Origin of the sequence: Halomonas sp. JB37, from assembly GCF_002332255.1 — a bacterium.
Taxonomy (GTDB): Bacteria; Pseudomonadota; Gammaproteobacteria; order Pseudomonadales; family Halomonadaceae; genus Vreelandella; species Vreelandella casei.
The window spans coordinates 3,299,355-3,323,677 of sequence record NZ_NRGW01000001.1 but is presented as its reverse complement, the minus strand read 5'-3'; the positions used below and the strand labels follow the sequence as shown (position 1 = coordinate 3,323,677).

Annotated in this window: 22 protein-coding genes and 1 pseudogene; 6 read left to right on the top strand and 17 right to left on the bottom strand. The window is 52.2% G+C overall.

Features of this window, described 5'->3' with window-relative positions:
* Window positions 1-67 precede the first annotated feature (67 nt).
* The 6 genes from CIK78_RS15495 to CIK78_RS15470 form a co-directional block, all read right to left on the bottom strand.
* Window positions 68-1,675: a gamma-glutamyltransferase family protein gene (locus CIK78_RS15495; RefSeq protein ID WP_096281761.1), complete on the bottom strand. Its 1,608-nt coding sequence runs from the start codon at window positions 1,673-1,675 to the stop codon at window positions 68-70.
* Between the two features lie 8 nt (window positions 1,676-1,683).
* Window positions 1,684-3,210, bottom strand: a complete 1,527-nt coding sequence (locus CIK78_RS15490) for a tripartite tricarboxylate transporter permease (RefSeq protein WP_096281759.1) — start codon at window positions 3,208-3,210, stop codon at window positions 1,684-1,686.
* A gap of 8 nt (window positions 3,211-3,218) precedes the next feature.
* Entirely contained in the window at window positions 3,219-3,716 is a 498-nt protein-coding gene (locus CIK78_RS15485; RefSeq protein ID WP_096281757.1) for a tripartite tricarboxylate transporter TctB family protein, read from the bottom strand.
* 27 nt (window positions 3,717-3,743) lie between these two features.
* On the bottom strand, window positions 3,744-4,694 hold the full coding sequence (locus CIK78_RS15480) for a tripartite tricarboxylate transporter substrate binding protein (protein ID WP_096281755.1): 951 nt from the start codon (window positions 4,692-4,694) through the stop codon (window positions 3,744-3,746).
* An 84-nt stretch (window positions 4,695-4,778) separates the two neighbouring features.
* A complete protein-coding gene (locus CIK78_RS15475) occupies window positions 4,779-5,309 on the bottom strand; it encodes a chromate transporter (protein ID WP_096281753.1) in 531 nt (176 codons plus the stop codon).
* On the bottom strand, window positions 5,306-5,875 hold the full coding sequence (locus tag CIK78_RS15470) for a chromate transporter (protein ID WP_096281751.1): 570 nt from the start codon (window positions 5,873-5,875) through the stop codon (window positions 5,306-5,308). The genes CIK78_RS15475 and CIK78_RS15470 overlap by 4 nt, the downstream gene beginning before the upstream one ends.
* A gap of 192 nt (window positions 5,876-6,067) precedes the next feature.
* On the opposite strand from CIK78_RS15470, the gene CIK78_RS15465 reads away from it, so the two are divergent.
* Window positions 6,068-6,736, top strand: a complete 669-nt coding sequence (locus CIK78_RS15465) for an FCD domain-containing protein (protein ID WP_096281749.1) — start codon at window positions 6,068-6,070, stop codon at window positions 6,734-6,736.
* An 89-nt stretch (window positions 6,737-6,825) separates the two neighbouring features.
* On the top strand, window positions 6,826-7,380 hold the full coding sequence (locus CIK78_RS15460; protein ID WP_096281747.1) for a DUF1415 domain-containing protein: 555 nt from the start codon (window positions 6,826-6,828) through the stop codon (window positions 7,378-7,380).
* Here the strand turns inward: CIK78_RS15460 and CIK78_RS15455 are convergent.
* The 8 genes and pseudogenes from CIK78_RS15455 to CIK78_RS15420 form a co-directional block, all read right to left on the bottom strand.
* On the bottom strand, window positions 7,377-9,029 hold the full coding sequence (locus tag CIK78_RS15455; protein ID WP_096281745.1) for a GGDEF domain-containing protein: 1,653 nt from the start codon (window positions 9,027-9,029) through the stop codon (window positions 7,377-7,379). The two genes, CIK78_RS15460 and CIK78_RS15455, sit on opposite strands and share 4 nt — an antisense overlap.
* Window positions 9,030-9,255: 226 nt before the next feature.
* Window positions 9,256-9,759: an N-acetyltransferase gene (locus tag CIK78_RS15450; RefSeq protein WP_096281743.1), complete on the bottom strand. Its 504-nt coding sequence runs from the start codon at window positions 9,757-9,759 to the stop codon at window positions 9,256-9,258.
* An 80-nt stretch (window positions 9,760-9,839) separates the two neighbouring features.
* The gene (locus tag CIK78_RS15445) at window positions 9,840-10,832 is read right to left on the bottom strand and encodes an LLM class flavin-dependent oxidoreductase (protein WP_096281741.1); all 993 of its coding nucleotides are present in this window, start codon (window positions 10,830-10,832) and stop codon (window positions 9,840-9,842) included.
* Window positions 10,833-10,992: 160 nt separating this feature from the next.
* On the bottom strand, window positions 10,993-11,679 hold the full coding sequence (locus tag CIK78_RS15440; RefSeq protein ID WP_096281739.1) for an SDR family oxidoreductase: 687 nt from the start codon (window positions 11,677-11,679) through the stop codon (window positions 10,993-10,995).
* Between the two features lie 110 nt (window positions 11,680-11,789).
* Window positions 11,790-13,073 carry a nitrate regulatory protein gene (locus tag CIK78_RS15435; protein WP_096281737.1) on the bottom strand — a complete coding sequence of 428 codons (1,284 nt, stop codon included), beginning with the start codon at window positions 13,071-13,073 and terminating at the stop codon, window positions 11,790-11,792.
* Window positions 13,074-13,152: 79 nt separating this feature from the next.
* Window positions 13,153-14,505: an MFS transporter gene (locus CIK78_RS15430; protein ID WP_096281735.1), complete on the bottom strand. Its 1,353-nt coding sequence runs from the start codon at window positions 14,503-14,505 to the stop codon at window positions 13,153-13,155.
* Window positions 14,506-14,860: 355 nt separating this feature from the next.
* A pseudogene (locus CIK78_RS15425) lies at window positions 14,861-15,880 on the bottom strand (patatin-like phospholipase family protein).
* A 123-nt stretch (window positions 15,881-16,003) separates the two neighbouring features.
* Entirely contained in the window at window positions 16,004-16,726 is a 723-nt protein-coding gene (locus CIK78_RS15420; protein ID WP_096281733.1) for a murein L,D-transpeptidase catalytic domain family protein, read from the bottom strand.
* A 105-nt stretch (window positions 16,727-16,831) separates the two neighbouring features.
* On the opposite strand from CIK78_RS15420, the gene CIK78_RS15415 reads away from it, so the two are divergent.
* On the top strand, window positions 16,832-18,478 hold the full coding sequence (locus tag CIK78_RS15415) for a L,D-transpeptidase family protein (protein WP_096281731.1): 1,647 nt from the start codon (window positions 16,832-16,834) through the stop codon (window positions 18,476-18,478).
* Window positions 18,479-18,621: 143 nt separating this feature from the next.
* Here CIK78_RS15415 and CIK78_RS15410 read toward each other — a convergent pair whose 3' ends face one another.
* Window positions 18,622-20,325 carry a peptidoglycan DD-metalloendopeptidase family protein gene (locus CIK78_RS15410; RefSeq protein ID WP_096281729.1) on the bottom strand — a complete coding sequence of 568 codons (1,704 nt, stop codon included), beginning with the start codon at window positions 20,323-20,325 and terminating at the stop codon, window positions 18,622-18,624.
* 513 nt (window positions 20,326-20,838) lie between these two features.
* On the opposite strand from CIK78_RS15410, the gene CIK78_RS15405 reads away from it, so the two are divergent.
* Window positions 20,839-21,762: a LysR family transcriptional regulator gene (locus tag CIK78_RS15405; protein WP_096281727.1), complete on the top strand. Its 924-nt coding sequence runs from the start codon at window positions 20,839-20,841 to the stop codon at window positions 21,760-21,762.
* 92 nt (window positions 21,763-21,854) lie between these two features.
* Window positions 21,855-22,847 (top strand): glutathione S-transferase family protein, encoded by a 993-nt coding sequence (locus CIK78_RS15400; RefSeq protein ID WP_096281725.1) that lies wholly within the window; start codon window positions 21,855-21,857, stop codon window positions 22,845-22,847.
* Window positions 22,848-23,014: 167 nt separating this feature from the next.
* On the opposite strand, the gene CIK78_RS15395 is transcribed toward CIK78_RS15400, so the two are convergent.
* Together CIK78_RS15395 and CIK78_RS15390 are read right to left on the bottom strand one after the other, a co-directional pair.
* A complete protein-coding gene (locus CIK78_RS15395) occupies window positions 23,015-23,497 on the bottom strand; it encodes a PRC-barrel domain-containing protein (protein WP_096281723.1) in 483 nt (160 codons plus the stop codon).
* Between the two features lie 125 nt (window positions 23,498-23,622).
* The gene (locus CIK78_RS15390; RefSeq protein WP_096281721.1) at window positions 23,623-23,820 is read right to left on the bottom strand and encodes a CsbD family protein; all 198 of its coding nucleotides are present in this window, start codon (window positions 23,818-23,820) and stop codon (window positions 23,623-23,625) included.
* Window positions 23,821-23,944: 124 nt separating this feature from the next.
* On the opposite strand from CIK78_RS15390, the gene CIK78_RS15385 reads away from it, so the two are divergent.
* On the top strand, window positions 23,945-24,253 hold the full coding sequence (locus tag CIK78_RS15385; RefSeq protein ID WP_225734324.1) for a hypothetical protein: 309 nt from the start codon (window positions 23,945-23,947) through the stop codon (window positions 24,251-24,253).
* Window positions 24,254-24,323: the final 70 nt, after the last annotated feature.

The following is a 24,323-nucleotide window of genomic DNA, read 5'->3' as shown; positions in this document are numbered from 1 at the left end:
TAGCTAGTTCAACCGCCGGTTGCCTGAAACGGCAACGCGACGGAGAGCATGTGAGCAGGAAAGCGATCTACCAGGGTAATACGGCCCCATCGGTGCGCGGCTCGGTGCCACCTTGCAGTACACCGGTTTCAGGATCGCGCAGGATAATTTGACCACGGCCAAAGCTGATTGAATCGGCCACCTTAACGATGTCGTGCCCACGGCGGGCCAGCGCTAAGGCTAAATGGTTGGGGAAATCAGCCTCGACTTCGATGGTTTTGCCTTTGGTCCATTTCCAGCGCGGCATATCGAGCGCTGCCTGAGGATTGAGTTGATCTTCAAGCATGGCCGTCACCACCTGTACATGACCCTGCGGCTGCATATAGCCGCCCATAACGCCAAATGGTCCAACGGCTTGATTATCTTTGGTGATAAAGCCCGGAATGATGGTGTGATAGGTGCGTTTGCCAGGCGCTAAGGCATTAGGGTGCGTAGGATCGAGTGAGAACGACCAGCCGCGGTTCTGCAGGCTAATGCCGGTACCCGGTACGACTATTCCAGAGCCAAAGCCTTCAAAATTGCTTTGAATGAAAGACACCATATTGCCTTCATCGTCCGCCGTTGCCAGATAGACGGTGCCGCCCTTTATTGGGTTGCCATGGACAGGGTCAATCGCATTTTTACCAATAAGATCAGCACGCTGTGAAAGATAGTCACTCGATAGCATTTGCTCAACGCTTGGTTTCATCGCCGAGCGCTCAGTAATGTAGTTCAAGCCATCCACATAACCAAGCTTGGTTGCTTCGATACGACGGTGAAGAACTTCTACCTGATCCGCTGGTTCGCTACCTAATGACTCAAGTATGCCTAATGCTTCAAGAACAATTAACCCGCTGCCATTGGGAGGAATTTCCCAAATGTCGTGGCCGCGATATCGGACGCTTATAGGTTTGACCCACTCTGGTTTGAATGCTTGTAAATCTTCTTTACGCAGGAAGCCCCCGTGCTGGCGTGAGAAAGCATCTATTTCATCCGCTAAGCTTCCCTGATAAAACGCAGTGCCATTGCTAGAGGCAATGGCACGTAGCGTCCTAGCCATGTCTGGCGAGCGCCAAATCTCACCTGCCTTTGGCGCATGTCCATTGGGAGTGAAATGCGCAAACCAAGGTGAAAATTCTTTTGTCCCATACTGGCCATAGCGCTTTTCAGCTTTTTCCCAGAGCTGGCTTACCAGAGGTGATACGGCGAAGCCCTGCTCCGCTAACTCTATTGCTGGGGCCAATAGCTGCTCGAAAGGCAGTTTGCCGAATCGCTCTGATAGTGCGGCCCAGGCGCCAGGAGCGCCAGGCACGGTAACCGGGACTAAGCCATGGGCAGGCATTTCATCGTAGCCAAGTGCTTTGATAGCGTCGCATGAAATACTTTTGGGAGCCGGGCCGCTAGCGTTTAGCCCATGCAATTCACCCTTTACCCATACTAAAGCAAACGCATCACTACCAATCCCGTTAGATGTTGGCTCTACTACGGTTAAGGCTGCTGCCGTTGCAATCGCTGCATCAATGGCATTACCACCGTTGCGTAGAATATCGATGCCTACTTGTGCGGCAAGAGACTGAGATGTCGCAACCATGCCACGCTTACCGAAGGTAACCATACGGCGTGAGGCAGAAGGATAATGATGTGGATTAGTTTGCATTAGTCTTCCTAATTAGATGTGGCAGCTAGACGCTGAGCGATTAGACGACGCTGTTTTACATAGCTATAAATACTGTAAACCACGGAAACAACCGCTAGAGTGAGGAGTAGCGCAGATATGGGGCGTGTAAAAAATAGCGTCCAGTCAGTGCTAGTCTGAAAAGCTCGTCTTAAGTTAGTTTCTGCGATAGGGCCCAATACAACGCCCAGAACGAGGGGGGCAAGAGGATAATCCAGTTTCTTTAGGATATAACCCACAGCGCCAATGCAGGCCAGTAAATAAAGATCAGACAAGCGGTTGTTGAGAGTGTAAGTGCCGATTGCACAGCAAGTGAGTACTACCGGCACTATGATGTACTTGGGAACATTCAATAAGCGTAAAAAAACGCGCATCAAAATAATACCAATCAACAGCATAAATACAGATGCTATCGCCATGGCAATAAACATACTGTAAACCAAATCAGGATGATCAAGAATTAGGCGTGGGCCAATGCTGATGCCATGTACCATGATCGCGGCCATCAACACGGCATCAGCGGGTGATCCTGGGATACCTAACGCAATCAGCGGTATAAGGCTGCCGCCTACCGTAGAAGAGTTGCCTGACTCAGAGGCAACTACGCCTTGAGGCTCCCCCTTACCGAACGTTTCAGGATGTTTGGAAGCACGCTTCGCTTGATCATAAGCCAGTAGGTTTGAAATTGAGCTGCCCGCACCGGGAACTGCGCCAATAAACACGCCGAGTAAAGACGAGCGAATGACATTGGCAGGTTTTAATACGATATCTTTTACTGTCTGCCAGAGATGAGGCCGCATATCACCGCTAATTAATGAGCCTGAAGAGTGCTGACCGCTGCTTTTTGTGGGTTCTAATTCCGACAATAGTTGGCTCATAGCGTACATGCCTATTAATACAACGAGGAAGGGTATCCCCGCCGTTAGAATCTCAAAGCCAAACGTAAACCGCTCGCGGCCCATTAATGGGTCGGGCCCGATAGTTGCAATGGCAATACCGATAAGACCTGCAATTAGTCCTCTAATGAGAGAATCTCCCACAAGGCTAGCAATAACGGTCAACGCAAAGATAATAAGCGCGAAGTATTCCCAAGGGCCTAGTTTGACGGCCAGAAGAGCCAGAGGAGGTGCTGCGACAATCAGCACTGCAATAGAAATGATTGATCCTACGAAGGAGGCGAACAACCCCAAAGACAGTGCTTTCCCAGGGTTGCCTTGCCTGGCCATGGGAAAGGCATCAAATGTTGTCGCCACTGATGAAGGCGTTCCCGGAATGCCCAAGAGAGCAGCGCTAAATAACCCTCCACTCAAGCCACCTACGTAAACAGAGAGCATGATCGATATGCCCTGCATGGGGGGCATGGCGAACGTGAGTGGCAACGTGAGGACAATGGCCATTGTGATTGTGAAACCAGGAATTGCAGCGGCAACAATACCTGCAAACGTCGCTACTGCCATTAGCAATAGCGTATAGGGTTCTGTTACGCCCCCTAACGCTATGAGAAAAGCATCAGTCATGAATCACCTTACCATTGGGCACGGGGAAGATAGATATTGAAGACCTCAGAAAATAAATAGTAAGGCCCAGCAGAAAAAAGAGCGGCAACAAAAATAGCAATTAATAACGTAATAGGCTTTTTAGGTGCCAAGTAAAGTTGAGCGATGGCTAGGTATAAAAACGTACTGACAATAAATCCAGCGACAGGCATAAACATCATGTAAATAATAAATAATGCCAAGTTTATGATAACTGCCTTTAATGCAATTAATCTTCTCCAGGCAACATTAAACGATGTGCGAGGGAAGCCCTGTTTAGATATTTCAACAACGGCGGCTACTCCACATAACAAGGCAACGCCAAAAAAAATGATTTGTGGAAAGGTACCTGCACTCATGGGCTCCCAACGAGAGGCCGGCAATGAGCCGGCCTTGAAGGCCATAAATACAGCGCCAAGGGCGATAATGAAATAAGACAGCACCTGCAAAGCAGGTATTAGTGCTGTCTCTGAATTTCTGCGCTCCATGAAAGCCTCCTAAAACGCAACATTAAATTAGTTAAGAAGATGTGCGTTATTTTTAATGAATTCGTCATTGCGCTCTAAATAAGCGGTGTAATCTTCTCGATTCATATAGCGCACAGTACCGCCAACGTTTTCAATATCGGTTTTAAAGCCTTCGCTATTAGCAACATTTTCAAGTGCGCTTTCTAACGTAACAATCACTTCCTCAGGCGTGCCTTTGGGTACAACTATTCCACGCGTGACCAAAAACTCAAGGTCATGGCCTAGCTCTTTCAGCGTGGGCGTATCGGGCAACTCCGCAATGCGCTCGGAGGTAGCTGCCGCTAATACATTCAAATCACCATTCTCAACGAATGCGCGTGCTGAAAAGTAATCTTCGATCGCCACAGTGATATGCCCGCCCGCAAGTGCGCGAAGCCTTTCCCCTGTTCCTTCATAGCCTACATAGCCAAACTCGGTGCCGGTGGATTCTTCAAATTGCACGGCCCACAAATGTGGAATACCACCCAGCGTAACGCCCATGCGGTACTCGCCCGGGCTGGCGGTAACATCTTCAAGCATATCGTCGAGCGTTTCCCAGCCAGTGTCTGCATTTACCACGATGACGGAATTATCACTCGTCATCATTGAAACGATGTCGAAATCATCCCAGTTGAGATCAGTCACGCCTGAATAATGCGCGATGAGTAAGCCTTCATGTATTTGGGAAATAGTATATCCATCGTTATTGCGGCGTGAGGCTTCGCGTAAACCAACAGTGCCGCTTGCGCCAGGCATATTAATAACGGGTACTGCTTGATCTAACTCTTCTTCAAGATGTTTGCTAACTATCCGCATTAGCAAGTCACTGCCTCCACCTGGCCCCCAGGGCACTATAAACTCAACGGGTTTTTCAGGGTACTGGTCAGCTGCGTTAGCAAATGCTGGAATCGAGAATGCAGCCGCTAAAACGGAAGTAGTGAATAGCGATTTAAATGTCATGGGTTGTCCCTTTAATTATGATTAAATTTTGTGAGTTGTGGCGTTAACGTCGACTGGCTGTTTTTGTAAAAAGGAGGTTATCCTTTACGGAATAATAAGCGCCCCATAAATCAAGGCGCCCATGACGACAAAGGCTGGGTGCGTTTTAAAGCGAATCAGGGCTATGGCAGCGACGATTCCGATAATCAGTGTGTGAATGACGCCGCTGGTGTTAATACCTTCAAGCAGAAAACCCAAGGTCAACCATGCCATCATCATAGCGATGACTGGGCGAACCCATTGGCTCATACGCTTCACGCGTGGCGATTCGCGGTGCCGATACAGCAACCCCAATGCGCCAAGCATTAACAGTAAGGAAGGAATGACGGTGGCCGCGATCGAAACGAAAGCGCCTCCAACGCCAGCGACTTCATAACCAACGTAGCCCGCCATTTTGGTCGCGATAGGGCTGGGTAAAGCGTTGCCTAAGGCAAGCGTTTCAGCAAAGGCTTGAGACGTCATCCAGCCGTAGCGGCCGACGACCTCGGCTTCAATTAAAGGAATAATCGCCGGGCCGCCGCCGTAGCCGATAATATTGGGAATAAAAAAAGCTAAGAAGAGATCCCAGTAAATCACGCGGTCTCCTCCGTTTTTTTCTTGCTGGAGGGTCGAAGCAGGGCAGCCAGTAAGATGGCACCAATGACCCAGCCAGGATGAATGCCGAGCCAATAGATGAGTCCAGCAGAAATAATCACCATGGCTATGCTGACTAGCCAGCCAAGCGACGCCTTGGATTTATCAAAAAAGTCCCAGGTTAGCTGCGCCATCATTACCATCACCACTGGAACCACTGCTTGGCCCATGCCTCGAATCCAAGCAACATCGTGATATCGGCTAAAAATGCCTAACATGACTATCATTGCCACTATCATAGGAAAAATGACGGCAATAACTGAGGCAATACAGCCCATTGTGCCGCCTACTCGGTAGCCAATGTAGCCGGGCATTTTGGTGGCGATGGGGCCTGGCAAGGTATTGCCGATCGCTAATACGTCGGCGAATTCTTCATCGGTGAGCCATTGGTAACGGGTGACAACCTCGGCACGTACAAGCGGTATCATGGAAGGGCCACCGCCAAAGCCGAAGATGCCTACGCGGAAAAATGCCCAAAACAATTGCCAGGGGACGGATTGCACTTTCATGCCCCGTGTTTTCATGGACAGTGGCCCTGCAGGGCTGACAATGAGATAGAAAGCATATCCGACCTTATTTATCGTTCGTAGGTTAAAAAAATCGATTATTTTATATAAAATAGACTATAGATAGTGCTCGGTGTGGCGTCAATACTGAAGCGAAGAATGATCACGAGCGCGAAATAATAAAGGGACAGCATTATGAGTGATTCTTTACCTAAATTAGCTGCAACAGCATCAAGCCGCGTATTTGATCACTTGCGTAAAGACTTAGTGGGGGGGCGTTTTATTGCGGGCGAAAAGCTTGCCATTAATGCGCTCAAAGAGCGCTATGACGTAGGCTTGAGCCCGTTACGAGAAGCACTCAATAAGTTGGCGGCCTATGGTCTGTTGATACAGGAAAATCAGCGTGGTTTTCGGGTTCCAAAGCTGTCGCGTGAGGAATTGGAAGATATTGTCCAGATGCGTCTGGAAATGGAGGGCATGGCGTTGGAGCGGGCAATCAGCCATGGCGATTCGCTGTGGGAGGCCGATTTGCTGGCCGCCGCGCACCGCCTGAAACGCGCGGATATCAGTTTGGATAAAGGCGAGCCGTGGGAGCACTTGCATACGCAATTTCATCGTACGCTGGTGGCGCCCTGTGGTTCCGTTTGGCTATTGCGCTTTATTGAGCAGTTGCACGACCAGTTTGATCGCTATCGTCGCTTGGGTCCGAAAATGCCAACGATTCGTCAAGAGCTTGACGAGCAGCATCACCAGCTCGTTGAGCTAGCGTTACAGCGCGATGTCAGGGCGGCGCGAGAACTAATGAACGACCATATTCATAAATCCTATGAAGTCGCTTTAAAGCGCTACCAAGAGCACGCCTGATAGGGCCACGTAGTGGCAACTGACGGCAACTGATAAACTGCCGCGATCTGTCCATCGGCCATTGTCGGGCTAATGCTAAAGAGGGTGCTATGCACGCGGATAATCAAATAGTGGCGCAAACGCTAAGCTGGGTGCGCACCTTCATTGTGGCGCAGGATATTTGCCCATTTGCGCAGCGGGAGTTAGAGCGTGAATCCATTCGCGTCGAGGTCGTACGTTCCAAGAAAATGGAAGTGGCGCTTGAAGAGCTGATGGTTGAAGTGCAGTGGTTAGACGAGCACCCGGAGACGGAAACAACCTTGCTGGTATTTCCAACGTTGTTTAAAAGCTTTGACCATTATCTCGACTTTGTTGAGCTGGCTGAGCATATTTTGGTCGATCAGGGCTATGAAGGCATCTATCAACTCGCAACCTTTCATCCTGATTACTGCTTTGATGGCGCTGAGCCTGAGGATGCTTCTAATTATACCAACCGCTCCCCCTACGCGATGGTCCACTTGTTGCGTGAAGAGAGCGTCGAGAAGGCGATTGAGTTTTACGGCGATACCGATGCTATCCCCGAGCGCAATATTGCCAAATTGACGGCTATGGGCAGCGATGCCGCTGAGCAGCAGCTGCAGCGCTGCTTTGGAGTGGATGTTTAAGGGGTGTGAATTACCAACTGATGTTTGCCTTGGCTTTTGGCTGTGTAAAGCGCGACATCGGCAAGTTTCATAACCGTGTTTATATGGTGACCGTGCTGAGGCCACCAAGCCGCGCCTAAACTGCAGCCGACGGTGGCCTGCTCGTTTTCAGGTAATAAGATGGGGTCGGCAATGGCGTTTAGTAAACGCTTACTTACCTCATGGGTGAGCATTTCAAGATTCTCAGGTTTCGTTTTAAGCACCATGACAAACTCATCGCCACCCAAGCGGGCCACGACATCACCACTGCGCAGTGCGTTTTTCAGCCGCTGTGTGATCTCAATCAGCAGTAAATCGCCGGCATGATGGCCCAGCTCGTCATTAACCTGCTTGAAGCCATCTAGATCGATGAAAATAACCGCCATACTTTGCAGATTTCTTTCTGCTTCGGGAATCGCTAGCTGCAGATACTGATTGAGGAACGCGCGGTTAGGCAGGCCGGTGAGCGGGTCAGTATTCGCTAAATCTTCCAGACGGTTGATGGTGTAGTTCTGGACCAATAGACGATCGACCATATTACGCATTGAAGTAGATAGGCGTTTAAGCTCTGGAGAGCCGCTTTCAAGCGGGATAGTGTCGCCATTCTCGCCCTCTTTTATACGATCAGCAGCCCTTGCTAAGCGGGTGAGGGGAGCAACCATGCGTGATGCAATGATCCAACCAATCAACGCGAACACCAAGGCTAGCAATACCCCTGTGCCCATAATGGCCGCTTGAAGCTGCTTTACGGGAGCAAAGGCAGTAGCAATGGGTTGGCGGCTAACCGCTACCCAGCCTAGACCTGGGAAGTCTTCAAAGCCGCTGCTGCGTGTATAGCCTGTCACAAACCGCTCACCGCTAGGCCATGTTTCGATTGCCCACTGAGGCGTTGGGTTGTCGCGACTGGGTAAATGTTTCAGCGTATTGAGTGGCTGGCCAATCATCTCTGCAGGCCCTAGTAGCACTGTGTTATCAGCCGACAGCAGCAGCATTTCAGTGTCTTGCTGGTGTACCGACGGTGATAGCATGGAGTTTTCAACGTACCGCGCCCACTCCCAGCTTAAATGCACGGCAAGCACACCGCGTAGCTCGCCGTTTTGGTCGGTCACCGGTGTGGCGATGTCAACAAACTTAAGGGCTTCGCCACTCGGGTTAGGCAGTAACTTGGCAAGCAGCAATGCTTCATGAACATCCCCCACCCAAAGTGCTTGCCGACCCTCGATAAATACCGGGCGCGCCGCGATAGATTCTCCTTCTAGAGTGCCATCCGTTGCAACCTGGATGATGCCTTCTGGATTGGTAAAACCAATCCAGGAAACGACATTATGATTGCTCTGCAATAGCTCTAACTGCTCGCGCAGTACGCTCAAATCATTGTCATTAGTGAGCGCCTGAATCCCTAGTAGTAGCTTGACCTCTTTAACACGCGCATCCATGCTGCGGTCAAGCTTGTCTACCATTTGGTAGGCGGATTCTGACGCCGCGTAGCCAATGTTTGATTCCAACTGGTGGGCTGTTTCCCGAGCGGCCACCCACCCAAGCAGCAGCGTGGTCGCGAAGATTAAGGTAGCAATCAGGGCAATAAAACGTGAGCGCAGAGAGAGGCGTGAAATAAAAGCCGGTTTAAACATTCTGAAATGCTTTCCCGTGAAAAGTGTAAGGTTCAGGTGGTCGGTGCAATCAATCGTTGATTGACGGCTAGGCCGACTTAACTTATGCACTGAACCTTACCGGAAAACCGCTTAATGTGCGCGGCCTTTGCTTAGATCTCATCATTACTTTTGACTGGGTAAAGAATCGCCAAGAATCGCCAAGAATCGCCAAGAATCGCCAAGAATCGCCAAGAAGCGGCAGACCTTAGTGGCCTGGCAGCACTTTATACATCACGTGGGTATCGACAAAACCAAGCTGCGCATGGCGAAAGGCATTGGGAACCGTGCCGACAATGCTAAATCCGAGTTTTTGCCATAACGCGACGGCAACCTCATTAGTCGCCACCACCGCGTTGTATTGCATCGCTAGAAAACCTAGCTGATGTGCCTGCTGCTGGGAATGCTCGCACATGGCCCGTGCAACGCCTTTGCCCCGCGCGGCGGGGGCCACCATGTAACCACAGTTACATACGTGATCACCGGGGCCTGCAGCATTGGCTTTTAGGTAGTACGCGCCTAATAGTTGGCCGCTGGCATCCTTGGCGACCACGCTGGCTTTAGGTGCTTTAAGCCATAGCTGGCGCGCCGCCTCGATACTGATGCTGGGCTCAATCGCGTAAGTTTCTTGTGCCGCGACAATCGCTTGAAACGTTGGCCAAAAGACGGCGAAATCATCTTCTGTCATCGGCGTGAAGGTGAGTGTTGTCATAAGCTTTCTAGCGGTGCCCTCTGGTTTAAAGCCTATTGGTTATCGAATGTCTAGCGAATACCTAAGCAACGGCTAAGCGATCAGCGAGCGACCTCGGCGACAATTTCATAGCTGCGCAAGCGATCTGAATGATTAAAAAAGTCACTATTAATCATTAACTCATCAGCGCCGGTGCGTGCTTGAAACTCTTCCAGCTCGGCTTTCACTGTCTCAGGCCCACCAATAATCGCCGCGCCTAAAAACTGGCTAACTTGAGCCTGCTCAGCCGGTGACCAATCTAGTTGTTCAACCGGTGGCAGCGACTGAGTAGGCTTGCCTCGAATTAGATTAAGAAACTTCTGCTGTGCGGTGGTGGCTAGGTAGTGGGCCATCGCATCACTTTCAGCCGCCATCACGGGTAAGCCAACCATCGCATGGGGCTTGGCAAGATGTTCGGAAGGGCGGAAGTTGTCGCGATATAGCCGCAAAGCCTCAAATAAATAGCCCGGTGCAAACTGGGCGGCAAACGCAAAAGGTAAGCCAAGCTTGGCTGCCAGCTGCGCACTGTAACCGCTAGATCCTAGCAGCCATATCGGCACATGTGTTCCCTGGCCGGGAACGGCTTTAACGCGCTGATGAGGTTCGGCGTCAGCTAAGTAGCTACTTAACTCATTGAGTAACTGAGGAAAGTCATCGACGCCGGCATGGGCATTGCGGCGCATGGCCTGCATGGTGGCGCCATCAGAGCCAGGGGCACGCCCTAAACCTAGGTCAATACGGCCAGGATACAGCGTTTCCAGCGTGCCAAACTGCTCGGCAATCACCAGCGGTGGATGATTCGGCAGCATGATGCCGCCGCTGCCTACGCGGATCGTCGAGGTTTGCCCGGCGACGTGGCCGATTAACACAGCGGTGGCGGCACTGGCGATGCCAGCAATGTTGTGATGCTCGGCTAGCCAGTAACGGGTATAGCCCAGCCGCTCGGCTAATTGTGCTAGCGCCGCGCTGTCGCGAAAAGTCTCAGCGGCGCTACCGCCTTGGCGTATCGGGGCTAAGTCCAGCACGGAGAGGGCGGTATTGGCGAGTTGGCTCATGGTTCACCTGCATATGACGTCGTGGGCGCGTGGAGTGCAAAATTACTTAGCGCGCTTGGTAATATCACGTTATGCGGTCAGTGCCGGCTAATTGCAAGGTATGACCCCTTGCTGAACCACGATAAGCACGCTATTGACTACGTTGCTAGACGAATAGTGCTTACGCGACGGGTGGCGTCGGCCGAATGAGTATTTCATTAACATCCACATGAGCAGGCTGTGACAGCGCATAGATGACGGCGTTGGCGACATCGCGATCTTCAAGGGCATGCTCCGGCGGCTCGTCAAAAAACGGCGTGTCGACCATCCCTGGCTCAATCAGCGTGACGCGCATGCCGGTGCCACGAAGTTCTTCGCGCAGATTATAGCCAATGCCTGTTATCGCCCACTTGGTCGCACTGTACATCGAACCGGGAATGGTGGTGCGACCGGCTGAGGAGCCTGTTAAAACTACCTGTCCTTTACTACGTTTTAGGGCCGGTAAGCAGGCCTGAATGGTGAGGCCTGCGCCATAGACATTGGTCAGGATCATCTCTCGCCAAGCGGTATGGTCAGCGTCACTAAAGCCACCAGGCGAGCCGCCGCGGCCAGCGTTGACAAAAACGGCATCTAACCGACCGAAGGTTTCGATAGCCTGTTCGACCATCGCCTGCTGTTGCTCCATGTTGGTGACATCAAGTGAATAGGGCAGCACATTTTCTGGCCCTAGCTCTTGGGCGAGTGCGCTGAGCTTGTCACTAGAGCGAGCCGCTAATACCAGTTTGTAACCTTCCCTGGCGGCGGCACGAGCAGTCGCTGCTCCGATGCCGCTTGATGCGCCGGTAATCAATAGCACGCCGTGATGCATAGGATTGCACTCCTTGCTGGATTAAACAGGTGGCCTTTAGCATGGCCAAGGAGCGGTCATCCTGCAAACATAAGCTTATTCCACGTGATGCGATGCCAGCTTATGTCGGCCTAACGGGAGCGGTGCTCTTCTTTGCGTTTAAGCATGGCCGAGAGATCCAAAATGGCTTGGGCCATGTCCGCCATACTTTTGCTTTGGTCCATCGAGGTTTTACGCAAAAACCGATAGGCCTCCTCTTCGCTCATGTCTTGATGTGCCATGATCAGGCCTTTAGCGCGTTCAATCAGTTTACGCTCACGCAGGGCTTTACGGGTATTTTCCAACTCGTCGCTAAGCCCTTGCAGGCGGCTCGCCTGGGCTTGGGTCAGTTCAATCAGCGAGCGTCCTAGCGGTGACGTTAGCGCGTCGGCCGTCAAATGACCGAGCGGCTGGGCGTCATTTAGCGCTAGCAGCTGTTCGTAGGGGGCGGGCATGTAGCGAAAGGGCATGACGTTAGCCTTCGCTAACGCAGCGTTGGCCTGAGCTATTTTGCGATGACAAAGGGTGCTTAACTGATCGATAAGCGCTTCTTCGACCGTTTTCATTGAATCAATGCGTAGCGTCATGAGTTCGTACCAGGTTTCGCTCAGCGTATTAGCATTGTCGCTAGGTGGATGCTGCGCGCTGGGTGAGGGGCGGCAGGCGATGTCGCGTAGATGGCAGATGCCCGATAGCGTACGTGGCGAGCATTCGGTATGCCAAGCCTGCTGAGCTTCGGGCGTGGCAAATTCCAAAAAGGTATCAAAACAACGCGTTTGATCAGCCACTAGCTGATTTAATAAGTCGCGGTGTGCTTCATCAAAGTGGCCATGGGTAAAACCAAACGCACCGCAGGCGCGCTCTTGGCCAGCCAGCTCTTTGCCTTGCATTAAGTGGAAAATAGCCACCAGGCTGCGGGTAATGTCGGGATCAATGGAGGTGTCCGCGCCTTCAAAGACAATCGCTAGCAGCCCACTGGTCAACTGATTAAACGCTTGGGTCGCGGCATCGGGAGAGATCAAAAACGTATCAATGGCTTGGCGCAGCGTGCCAAGTTCATCAAGGGCATGCCAAACGGCGGCGATACGGCGCAATAGGCGAGCAGCAGCCTGTGGACGAGCCTCTTGACTAAGCGCTTCCAACCGCTGACGCATTAGCGTTTCAGCCTGCTCGCTGTGCTGGCGGTAGCTATCGCGACGTGCTTTGAAGCGCTGTCCTTGAGAGGCAAGATAGACCGTGGAGGCGCCACGCTCACGCTGTAGCATATGAATAAAGCGGCTAATGTCACCGACAATATCAGCGGTAGTGGCAAGGTGGGAGAGGCTATCGATATCGCAACGGATGGCGGTTAGTAGCAGCTGCTGCGCTGAAGACATAGAGTTTTCCCTGGTAGCGTACCGCTTAAAGTCATGACTCCCTCATCGCTGTGAAGCGCAGGGGTGTATTTAAAAGCGCTTAACGCAATGATAGCGCGCCTGCGCCTACTTCATCGCCCACCGCATCGCGGTAGGCTTTAGCCTCTTCGGCTTCGGTGGCATCGCTAAAGCGTACCAGCAATACACAGGATGCCAGCGCCAACACCGTAAGCCCTAAATAGAACAGGCCCTGCTGATAGCTCAAGCTCTCGCTTCGAAACAGGAACGCTGCACCCACTGCGCCTACGTTACCGCCCGCGCCGACAATGCCCGCTACCGCACCCAGCGCTTTTTTATTGATAAAGGGCACCACGCCGTAGGTGGCACCTTCGGCCATTTGTACAAACAGGCTAAACACCAACATGATGCCAATGGCGAGGCTCAATACATGCATTTGTGAGAACGCCACCAGCGCAATGCCTTCGAAAATGAGGGCGATAAACAGCCAGCGTACGCGTCCTTTTAAACCGTTTTGCTTGGCGAAAAGATCCGAGAAGACGCCGCCTAGCGTGCGGGCAAAAATATTCATCAGCCCGAATAAGCCAGCGATCAGGCCCGCAGTGGCTAAAGTGAGATCAAATTTATCAAAGAAGTAGATCGCCGCAATATTGTTAATCGTCAGTTCGACGCCGAAGCAGAGACCATAGACAACGAATAGCGCCCATACACGTATATCCTTAGCCGCGGCTAGAAAGCTTTGCTTGGCGCCGTTTTCACCGGTGGCTTCCGGTAGCTCGCCTCGTGCGCGCAGCTCACTGAAGTTGCCGTTGGGAGCATCCTGGGTGAACAGCCAGTAACCGATGCCGGTAAACAGCATGACCACGCCGGGCACCATCATCGCCAATCGCCAGCCGAAGGCTTCGTTAGCACCTAGCATCAGCAGGCCTGAGAAGATGAGAGGCATCAAAATCTGTGTGGTGCCACCTCCCAAGTTGCCCCAGCCCGCGCTGGTGGCATTAGCGGTTCCCACTACGTTAGGCGCGAACATCATCGTGGTGTGGTATTGCGTGATCACAAACGAAGCGCCGATGGCACCAATGGCTAAGCGTGCCAGCAGAAATGTCTCAAAACTATTGGCGAAGCCAATGCCCATCACGGGGATGGCGCCTAACAGCAGCAGGCCGGTATAGGTTTTACGTGGACCGATTCGATCACAAAGGATGCCAATTGCTAGCCGAACAATCACCGTAATGGCGACCGAGGCAATAATCGTATTACCAATTTGTGTTTGGGTGAGTGACAGATCTTCACGCACAATCGCCATTAGGGGGGCGATGCCGAACCAGCCGAAAAAGCAGATATGGAACGCGAACCATGAGAAGTGAAAAGCGCGCATTTGCGGTGTGGAAAAATTAAACAGTCGAATGCGGTTGGCTTTATTGCGAATGTCCATGATGGCCTCACAGGGCATAAAACGAGTTTTTTGTTACACAACGCTGATCAAAACCGCGCCGCGCAAACAATTGACGAGAACATGCCTTCATCATTGAAGGTCAGTTTCGACGCACTCGTACCCTGTTGGGCCTGGTCCACGCCTACCACCACTGGTAGGAGTTATGCAGGTAGTTTGCCAGTTGCCTATTTATTTTTAAAAATCATAATCTTATTTTTTTAGAAAGGTGTTTGAAGCGGATCAATCCCATCACTATGCTGCATGATTGGGCACGCGATATCAGCTCTGCGGCATCTTGGTGCTTAGCAGTAGGGGCAAGTTGAAAATATATGAGCGAGCCTATTCGTGGCGTTGCTTATTCATTCAGATAAACCGTATCTATATCCAGCGTGGAGTGGTCGCCAATAGCGTCGAAATTCTCGCTCAACCAGCGTTCGGCGGCGGCCTGGCCGTGTTCAAAGAGGTGGCATAAAAAAGCCCACTCAGAATTGGATTAACTGGAAACGGAGAGCTCTTCAAGCGCTTGTTCACCGCTGATGCGATGAAACAGTGCCTGCTGATAGCAGTTTGTAATACCTTGCTCTTCAAGGGCATGCTTAAGCAGCGCGATCATTCGGATCTCTTTTATCAGCGCTGAGTTAAACGTGATTTCGTTAAGGCGATTCATAATCGCCGAGGCGGAGGTGGGTATCTCATCGCGGCTAATGGGATTAATTTGTATGAGAAGGATATCCCGCGCACCGCACTCTTCCATTAACGGAAACAGGGCGGGATTGCCCATATAGCCGCCGTCCCAGTAGGCCTCACCATCGATTTCTACGGCTTGGAACATAAAGGGCAGGCAGGCCGAGGCCATTACCGCATCAACGCTCATTTCTTCGCGGCGAAACACGCGCTGTTTTCCCGTGCGCACGTTGGTCGCCGTGATAAATAGCTTGAGCTGCTGGCATTGTCGAACCCGCTCAAAATCAATATGGCTGGCCACTATGTCGCGCAGCGGATTAACGTTCAGCGGATTAAGCTGGTAGGGCGACAATACGCGACTTAATAAGTCCATGGCGACAAAGCCGGGCGATTGGTCAAGGCTCCAGTTGCCGGTCAGCATATCCATGGGGGAGCGGCGAATGGGGCTGGCCATACCTGCGCGGCTGACCGCTTGCCAGAAGTCGTGCAGCGCTTGTCGGGCGGTTTGTTTATCGCCTCGGGTCAGCGCATCGGCCATGACTACGCCGTTCATTGCCCCGGCGCTGGTGCCGCTGATGCCCTCTATTTCAATGCGATCATCCGCCAGCAGGCGATCAATCACTCCCCAGGTATAAGCGCCGTGGGCGCCACCACCTTGTAAGGCGAGGTCTAGCTTTTTGACGTTGGTCATATGCTGTTTCCCATTGCGACGGATGAAGAAATAGAACTGATAAAAAATAGAGTTGCTGTGGGGGCAGCATGGCATAGGCCGTGCGTGAAAACGAAATGCTATTGGTGCGCACATGCCGCGAGCTTAGCGGCGAGCAATCTGATCGTTGGCCGCTGTGCAGCCTAGAAAGGCAGAGGTGGCCAGCCACTCGGCATCGGGATAATAGGCGAAAACATACTGATCCTCTTTAAGGCTGTCGATGAGCGGATACGTCACATCTTCACGAACGGCCGGGCAGCCATGACTGCGTCCTAACCGGCCCGTTTGAGTGATAAAGGCATCGCTCACGTAGTCCGCGCCGTGAATGACAATGGCGCGTTCATACGCTAGATCATTGACGTTGGGCTCAAGGCCTTCTAAACGCAGTGAATAGCCGTTGCTGCCGTAGTAACTGTTCATCGTACGAAATAGCCCCAGGCTCGACTGGTGGCTGTCAGGCGTATTGGAGAAAGTTTCCGCCTGCATGTCGCCGGAGCCCTGACCATGTGAAACCAGCTCTTCAAAGAGCAGTTGATGCTGGCGCAAATCAAATACCCACAGACGTGGCTCGGTAGACGGCAGCGAGTAGTCGATCACCGCCAGACGCTCGGCATTCGGTGCCGCGCAGTTAAGTGCTTGGGCAGCCAAGCGCAGCGCCTGATGCGTTGCCTGAGGAGCCAGCTGCAGCAACTGATGCTGTAACGGTGGCACGCCGGGAGGCGGCGTTGAGGCAACCTGAGCAAAGAAGCCGGCGGCGTATAGCGGTAATGTAAATAATGCTAAAAAAGGAAAACATAGCAGCATGATAAGTTTTAAACGAAGCGCCATATAAATCGATCCTGCAAACAATATCAGTCATGATGACCACAGCCGACTAAGATAAAAAGACGGGGCGGCTAGTGTGGAACGCGATAGTAACGCAAGGAGAGAGCGATGAACGAGATGCAGCCACTAAAACGATGGGCGCTGGGAACCGCCCTGTGCCTAACGCTTACCCACAGTGCTTTAGGTATTAACAGTGCATATGCAGACTCAGCGCCATTGCAGCAAGCGTTAGCGCAGCAGCTAATCACTGCCGAAGAGCAGCATCTACCCATTGCCGAGTTTTATCAACTGCGTGACGGTCAGCCGGTTTGGCAGGCTGTCTTAACGGTTGAGTCGTTGGTGGCTGCGTTGAATGGCTTGGAAAGTGACGGCTTGGCGCCAATGGATTATCACGCCGACACGTTGCTCAATGAATTTCATCGTAGCCAGACCTTAGGAGTGTCGGCGCAGGCGGCATTTGATATCAAGGCAACCCAGTCGCTGCTGCTGGCGCTGGATCATGTAGAGCGTGGCAAGGTCGACCCGCGGGATGTTGAGCCCCATTGGGACGCGCCGCGCGCCGCGCGCGGATACTCACTGCTGCGCGTTGTGCATGCCATTGAGGATAATAAGCTGGAAGACGCTATCGCGCTGGCCCGTCCCTCATCGGCTGAATATCAGCAGTTGCGCGATGCCTTAAAGCAACATTACCAGTTGGCTGATCTGAGCAGCACGCCTTACTTGGCCGCGCGGGAGGAGTCACTCCGCCCAGGCGACGAAACAGATGATGTCGTTGTACTTCGCCAGCGCTTAGCTCTCTGGGGCGATACCGATTTATTGGTAGCCGACAGCGGTGCTTATCCACTGATTGGAGTGAAGGGCACGGCAACCAATCGGCGCCTTTTTGATGCGTCACTGGAAACGGCCGTGAGACGCTTTCAGCGGCGTCACTTATTGCAAGCTGATGGGGTGGTCGGTGAGCAAACGCGCTTGGCGTTAAATACATCGGTTGCCACGCGTATTGATCAGCTGCGTGTCAACTTAGAGCGCGCGCGCTGGATACGTCCAATGCAGTTTGCCGAGCCGCGTGTGTGGGTCGACATTGCGGGCTACCGAATGCACTACGTGCGTCCTAATGGTCAGCAGTGGGATGCGCGCGTGGTGGTAGGGTCGCCAAGCCGTGAAACGCCCATTATCCACTCGGCGATCAGTCATCTAACCATTAATCCTTCTTGGACAATACCGCCCACTATTATGCGTGAGGACGTATTGCCTCGCGTGCGGGCGGATATCGGTTATTTGGCGCGTCAAAATATTCAGGTGATTAGCCCAGCGGGCGTGCCGCTGATTGCTGAGGAGATTGACTGGCAGCGCCCAGGCGGCGTTATGTTGCGCCAGGTGGCCGGTGTGGGTAACCCGCTAGGGCGCGTGGTCGTGCGCTTTCCTAATAACGACATGATCTATTTACACGACACGCCTGCCCGCGGCCTGTTTCAGCGCGACCAGCGTGCGTTAAGCTCCGGCTGCATTCGCGTCGAGGGGGTGGCCGAGCTTGCGCAGATGCTGCTGCAAGATACCGGCAGCCGTTATCAAATGAGCAGCCTGCTAAGTGGGGGCAGTGATCGCAATGTGAGCCTGACTCAGCGGATACCCGTGGCGCTGCATTATTTAACCGCCTGGCCGAATGAGCAGGGAGAGGTAGAGTTTAGGCCTGATATCTATCGACGCGATGCGACACTGCTGACGGCGTTACAGCGTGCGCTACCCTCAAGCTAACTATGGCCTCAGCAATATCTGGGTATCCAGTACAATACAAAACACCGCCTCAATTGGGCGGTGTTTTGTATTGTCAGCGTTAGTAAGTTAGTGGCTAGCAAGGCCCTTGCTGTTCATCTAGGCCTTGTTAGTCAATATAAACATTAATCATCGTTTTGCTGGTAGTTCGCAACGCTAACCGGGCCGGTTTCGCCGCTTTCCAACGTGGCCAGCATTGGCTCTGCCTGGCTCTGGAAGGCGACCAGTGTATCGCCGCTTAAGCTGCTGTTCTCGGGAAGACTAACGGTCAGGGCGTCTACCGGTGCATTATTAACGATGACTTCATAATGCAGGTGCGGGCCGGTGCTGCGGCCTGTATTGCCGGAAAGCGCGATACGCTCACCCATGGTCACGCGGTCGCCCTGGTTAACCAGCTGGCTAGAAAGGTGTAGGTAGCGCGTGCGGTATCCGTTGTCGTGTCGAACTACAATATATCGCCCGGCAGCAGGGTGGTTGCTAACGCGCTCAACGCGACCGTTCGCGGGGGCGAGAACCGCGGTGCCAATGGGCATAGCAAAATCGGTGCCGTTATGTGGGCTGACTCGCCCCGTGATGGGATGCTTTCTGTTGGGGTTGAAGTTAGAGCTTAAGCGGTAGCTGCCATCAAAGGGATGGCGCGCGAACGCAGGATCCAGACTTCCACCTTCGGGCGTATAGAAGTTGTTGTCGTTCAGATTGCGTACCACGGTCAAATCCATGCGTTCGCCGTCATACTTAACGGCTAATACGCGAGATTCCAGGGTTTCGCCATCAATCATGTCTGACTCAACCAGTACTTGGAAACGGTCACCACGACGGCTATCACGTCGGAAATCGAGTTTTTTCTCAAGTATCTTGGTTAATTCAGTCACTGAGCCGCTATTTAAGCCGGTGGCCTGGGCCGAACGTGCAAAACTGCCGCTGACGCTACCCGCATAAAGGCGTTGAACAGGTTCACCCTGACGCTCAATAGCGGTAATCGCGTACTGGTCGGCATCACGCTCTAACATGACACCTTCGCGGGTGTTTTTCATCATGCGTAGCGACAGTAAACGGCCGTCTTCATCCAACTGGTAATCAAAGCTATGCCCGGCGCGCCAGTTGGTTAACAAGCGCTGATCGGGTAAGTCTTCAAGCAGGGTGAGCACTTCACTATAGCCAAGGCCTAGCTGATCTTGCGCCAGCACGGCGAATGTTTCGCCGGATTCAACAATATGCGTTTTCCATACGGGCACAAACGGCTCTTCTGCCGCTAGTTCTAAATTCAGAAACGAAACGTCATCGAATAGCTCAATGCCATAGTCTTCATACGAGGTGGCATCGGCAATTTCCATTGAAGATGCGCTATCTACGTCCAACATGCCGCTCGTTAACGTGCCAACGACCACTGCCATGTGCAGGGCACCGCTATCAAGCGAAGATACACCCAGCGCTACTGTGTTGGGTGTAATGGTGCTAACGGCGGCTAGATTACTGCCCAGCGTCGGCTGACTAGCTATATCAGCTTCGGCCTTGGAAATGACGTCAAGATCAACGACCTCAGTAACCGCTAGATCGCTGAGAGGGATGTTTCCGCGGGTGGCGTCGAGGGCGCGTGAGGCACGATCGATCGCTTCAGCCACCGGGGTGCGTTCTTGACTTAATGAAGGAACGCCCGGTGCCGAATCGCTAGGCAGCGGCACTAGCACGCTTTCTAACGGTGTATATGACTGGTTTAGATCATGATAAGTAGTGACTAACTTCTGTGTGCCTAGCACTGTGACCATAGTAGCCACGGGTAACAGTAATAATTTGTGCGTGCGAGGCAGCGAATGGAGGATTCGCAACATGGGTAAATGGACCGCCGAGTTCGTGATTAAAAGATGACAAAAAAATATATATACCCGGAACCATACCCCATGCAGAGGGAGGTGCATAGACTGTATGCCTATACATAAAACGTACTTAAATATAAAAATGCAAACAATGTGCACGAAAAGTCTATTAGTGAACGCTGTTTGCAAATAAATGTAACTGAGAAAAGCTAATTAAATAGCGTTATCCGATCATATACGAAAATATTTTTTTTAAAAGTATTAATACAACAAATGTATAGTATTCATCCTTTAGTCTAGTGCCGATAGGTCAGTAAAAGGATGACCGCGTTAGCGCCAGCCAGCACTACAAGGCGGGTTTATGCGGGCAAGTATGAGTGTTTAAAAGATGGCCGGGTGCCAAACGGTGGCCATGATTAGCCAGCCTTTTATATAGGTTGCAGAACTGCGGAGCGTTTACTGGCATTCTAGTCATATTTTTCGAATATTAAACGCAGTGTTTCGCTATTTTGCGTCGAGGAAATCGAAATGTCCCGGGTAACGCTTTCACAATGGCAAATGTTGGCTGCCGTGGTTGATCATGGTGGGTTCGCGCGTGCGGCAGAAGCCGTGCACAAGAGCCCTTCCACGTTGAATCATGCCGTCCATAAGTTAGAAGAGCAGTTAGGGGTTCAAGTGTTAGAGCCCATTGGTCGCCAAGTGCGCTTAACCGAAGCCGGTGAGCTGCTTCTTCGGCGCGCACGTCAATTGATTGAAAGCGCGGCCTCGCTTGAGGATGTTGCCATTCGCCTCGCTGCTGGTTTAGAGGCGGAGATCGTCGTCGCTATCGACCAGGTGTTTCCCGCCGATGCCCAAGCCAAAGCGCTAGAGCGCTTTTCTGAAACCTACCCTCAAGTGCGTGTTCAGTTGCACGAAAGCGTGCTCAATGGCGGCGTAGAAATGCTCTACGATGGCCGGGCTGATCTTGTGGTCTCGGGCATTGATGCCCAGGGTTTTTTGGGTGAACCACTGGTAACCGTGCGCTTTATCGCAGTGGCACATCCCCAGCATGCGCTTCATCAGCTAGGCCGTTTGCTTGACTTGCGCGATCTAGCTCAGTATCGCCAACTTGTAGTGCGCGACTCAGCGCTGCGCCAATCGACGAACGCTGGCTGGTTGAAAGCCGAGCAGCGCTGGACGGTCACCCACCTAAATACGTCGCTGGATATGCTCCGGCGTGGTTTGGGTTTTGCGTGGATGCCTGAAACGCGTATCGCTGACGAGTTGCGCAGCGGTCAGTTGAAGCCGCTGCCGCTGCCCGCAGGTGGAGTGCGCGAGGTGCCGGTTCAGCTCATTTTCCGTGACCGAGATCGTGCCGGGCCTGCTGCCCATGCGATGGCCACTGCGTTAAAGCAAGCGGTGATCAGTGAGTGCGCCGTGCAGGATTCGACTCAGTCGAATGAAAAGCCCTAAAACATCCGCTTGAGCATCCCTGATGCGGGCGTATGCTGAATAGATGCAAGGTAATGTGTCCATTACCTGAAGACACTTTCAGGAGGCGCCCCATGGGACTATTAGTCAATGGCGAGTGGCACGACCAGTGGTACGACACCAAAAAGAATAACGGGGAATTCGTGCGCGAATCAGCCCAGCTGCGCGACTGGGTGGGCGACCAGCCGGAAACGGATGGTCGCTGCTATCCAGCAGCTAAAGATCGCTATCATTTATATGTGTCCCTGGCGTGTCCCTGGGCGCACCGCGCTTTAATTATGCGCACGCTAAAAGGGTTGAAGCCACTTATTGGCACGTCGCATGTTAGCCCGCTGATGCTTAAGGATGGCTGGACTTATCGTCAGGATGAAGGGGCCAGCGGCGACCCAATCAATGGCGTCGACTTTCACCGCCAGCTCTATACGATGACCGACCCGCACTACACTGGCCGAGTCACCGTTCCTGTGCTGTGGGATAAGCAGCGCAGCGCTATCATCAATAATGAGTCTGCGGATTTGCTGCGCATGTTTAATCATGCCTTTGATGAGCTAACGGGCAACGATTTAGATTTTTATCCACTGGACCTGCGTAGCGTTATAGATGAAGTTAACGCCGATGTGTACGACCACATCAATAATGGGGTTTATAAATCAGGCTTTGCCACCGAGCAGAACGTTTATGAAAAGCACGTGAAAGCGTTATTTGAAGCGCTGGAACGGATGGAGGCACGCTTAAGCACGCAGCGTTATTTGGCGGGGGAGTGGTTAACAGAGGCTGACATTCGCCTTTTTACCACCCTGGTGCGTTTTGATGCAGTCTATTACGGCCACTTCAAGTGCAATGTTAAGCGCATCGCAGATTATCCCAACCTTGCCAACTATGTGCGGGAAATCTATCAATGGCCGGGCGTGGCCGAGACGGTCAATATGGATCATATCAAGCGCCACTACTATTACAGCCACGATAAGATTAATCCAACCCGTATTGTCCCCGCTGGCCCGCTGCTCGATTTTCAGCAGCCCCATGATCGAGAGCGTTTGCCAGGGCAGGGCGTCAGGCACAAATAGCTTGGTAATGTGACGACGGGCGCAGTAATAGAAAAGGGCCGCCCCAATGAAGTGGGACGGCCCTTTTAACGAGCTAGTGTTAACGAGCTGCTATCACTACGGTTTTTACTGGAGGCTCAAGGCGTATTTTGCTTGCTCAAATTCAATGAAAAACCGTGCTGGTGTGATTACTCGTCAGGATTGACTGCTTCACGAGTGCTCTGCCAAGCGCTTTGTGCACCTTCCTGGGTAGTTTCCCAAGCATCGCGGGCGCTAGCTTTGGTCTGCTCCCACCAGTCATGGTTGTAGGCAGGAAATGCTTCTACTTCTTCCTGGCTGGCGCTGATCATGACGCGGTGTTCCGTATCACCATCGTTTTCCATATCGGTTTCAAGAGTGAAGTAGTCGGTATCGACGACGATTTCACGACCACCTAGCCCGAGTACGGAACCGCTTTCAATGACCAGTGCGGTGATGCGCATTTCTTCGTCAAACAGAATGTCTTCAACGTCGCCGATTTCTTCACCGGAACCGCCGGCAAAATAAACCTCTGCATCAAGAATATTGTCGGCAGAATACATGCCCTGTGGCTCACTTGACGCGTGGGCGCTCATAGCAACGCTTCCCAGTAGGGCGGTACCGATAACGGTTGTCAGGATAGTTTTACGCATAGCATCTCTCCATGTGGCTACGATAAATAATAAGCTGCTGTGCTTATTAGTATTCTAAATGGTGTTGCAAAAATTTGACTGTCTTAACGTACTGCTCTTAGGTGCTGGCAGGTTTGTTCGGGTGACTATTGCTTCTCAGCCCACTCATCGGCTCTACGTTCTGCGTCTTCTCTCGCTAGGCCATATTTTTGCTGAAGCTTGCCGACCAGCTGATCTTTCTTGCCACCAATCTGATCAAGCTCATCGTCGGTAAGGTCGCCCCAGCTTGAACGAGCCTTGCCCTTCATTTCTGTCCATTTGCCTTCAATCTGATCCCAGTTCATCGCCTCACTCCTTGATAGTCTTGAACTTGACTGAACACTTAATATGTTAGACGAAATGTACACAAGTGCAAGTGGTTGATTCAATGTGGTGCAAGTTAAAAGTGCTGGTCAGGAGCAAAATGCGGTGTTAGGATGCGCGCTCCTCGCATGTGTTGACCCCTCCATCACGACGATAAGCGTTTACCTGCTTAGCTACTTAGCAGTATCGCTTGCGGGAACATTTAGCCAATTGCTTGATGTTCATTGCTGTGTAGATGGCGCGCCTCCAGTATTTCACCACACGGGTGAAATCGGCGCAGAAGGTCGCCACAACGGTTGGCCCGCAAACGCGGTGTTTGCTAACCGGATGCTAGGTGCGACCGGCGTCTCCGACTCCATTGATGGCTACGACCGCTACGGCGGTGCCTGTTTTCGACAACGACTATTTTGTTAAGGTCGTTGCGCGATGACAGAGTCAGAGACGCTTATGATGTTTTTTGCCGGTACTTACCGGCCTACCAAGG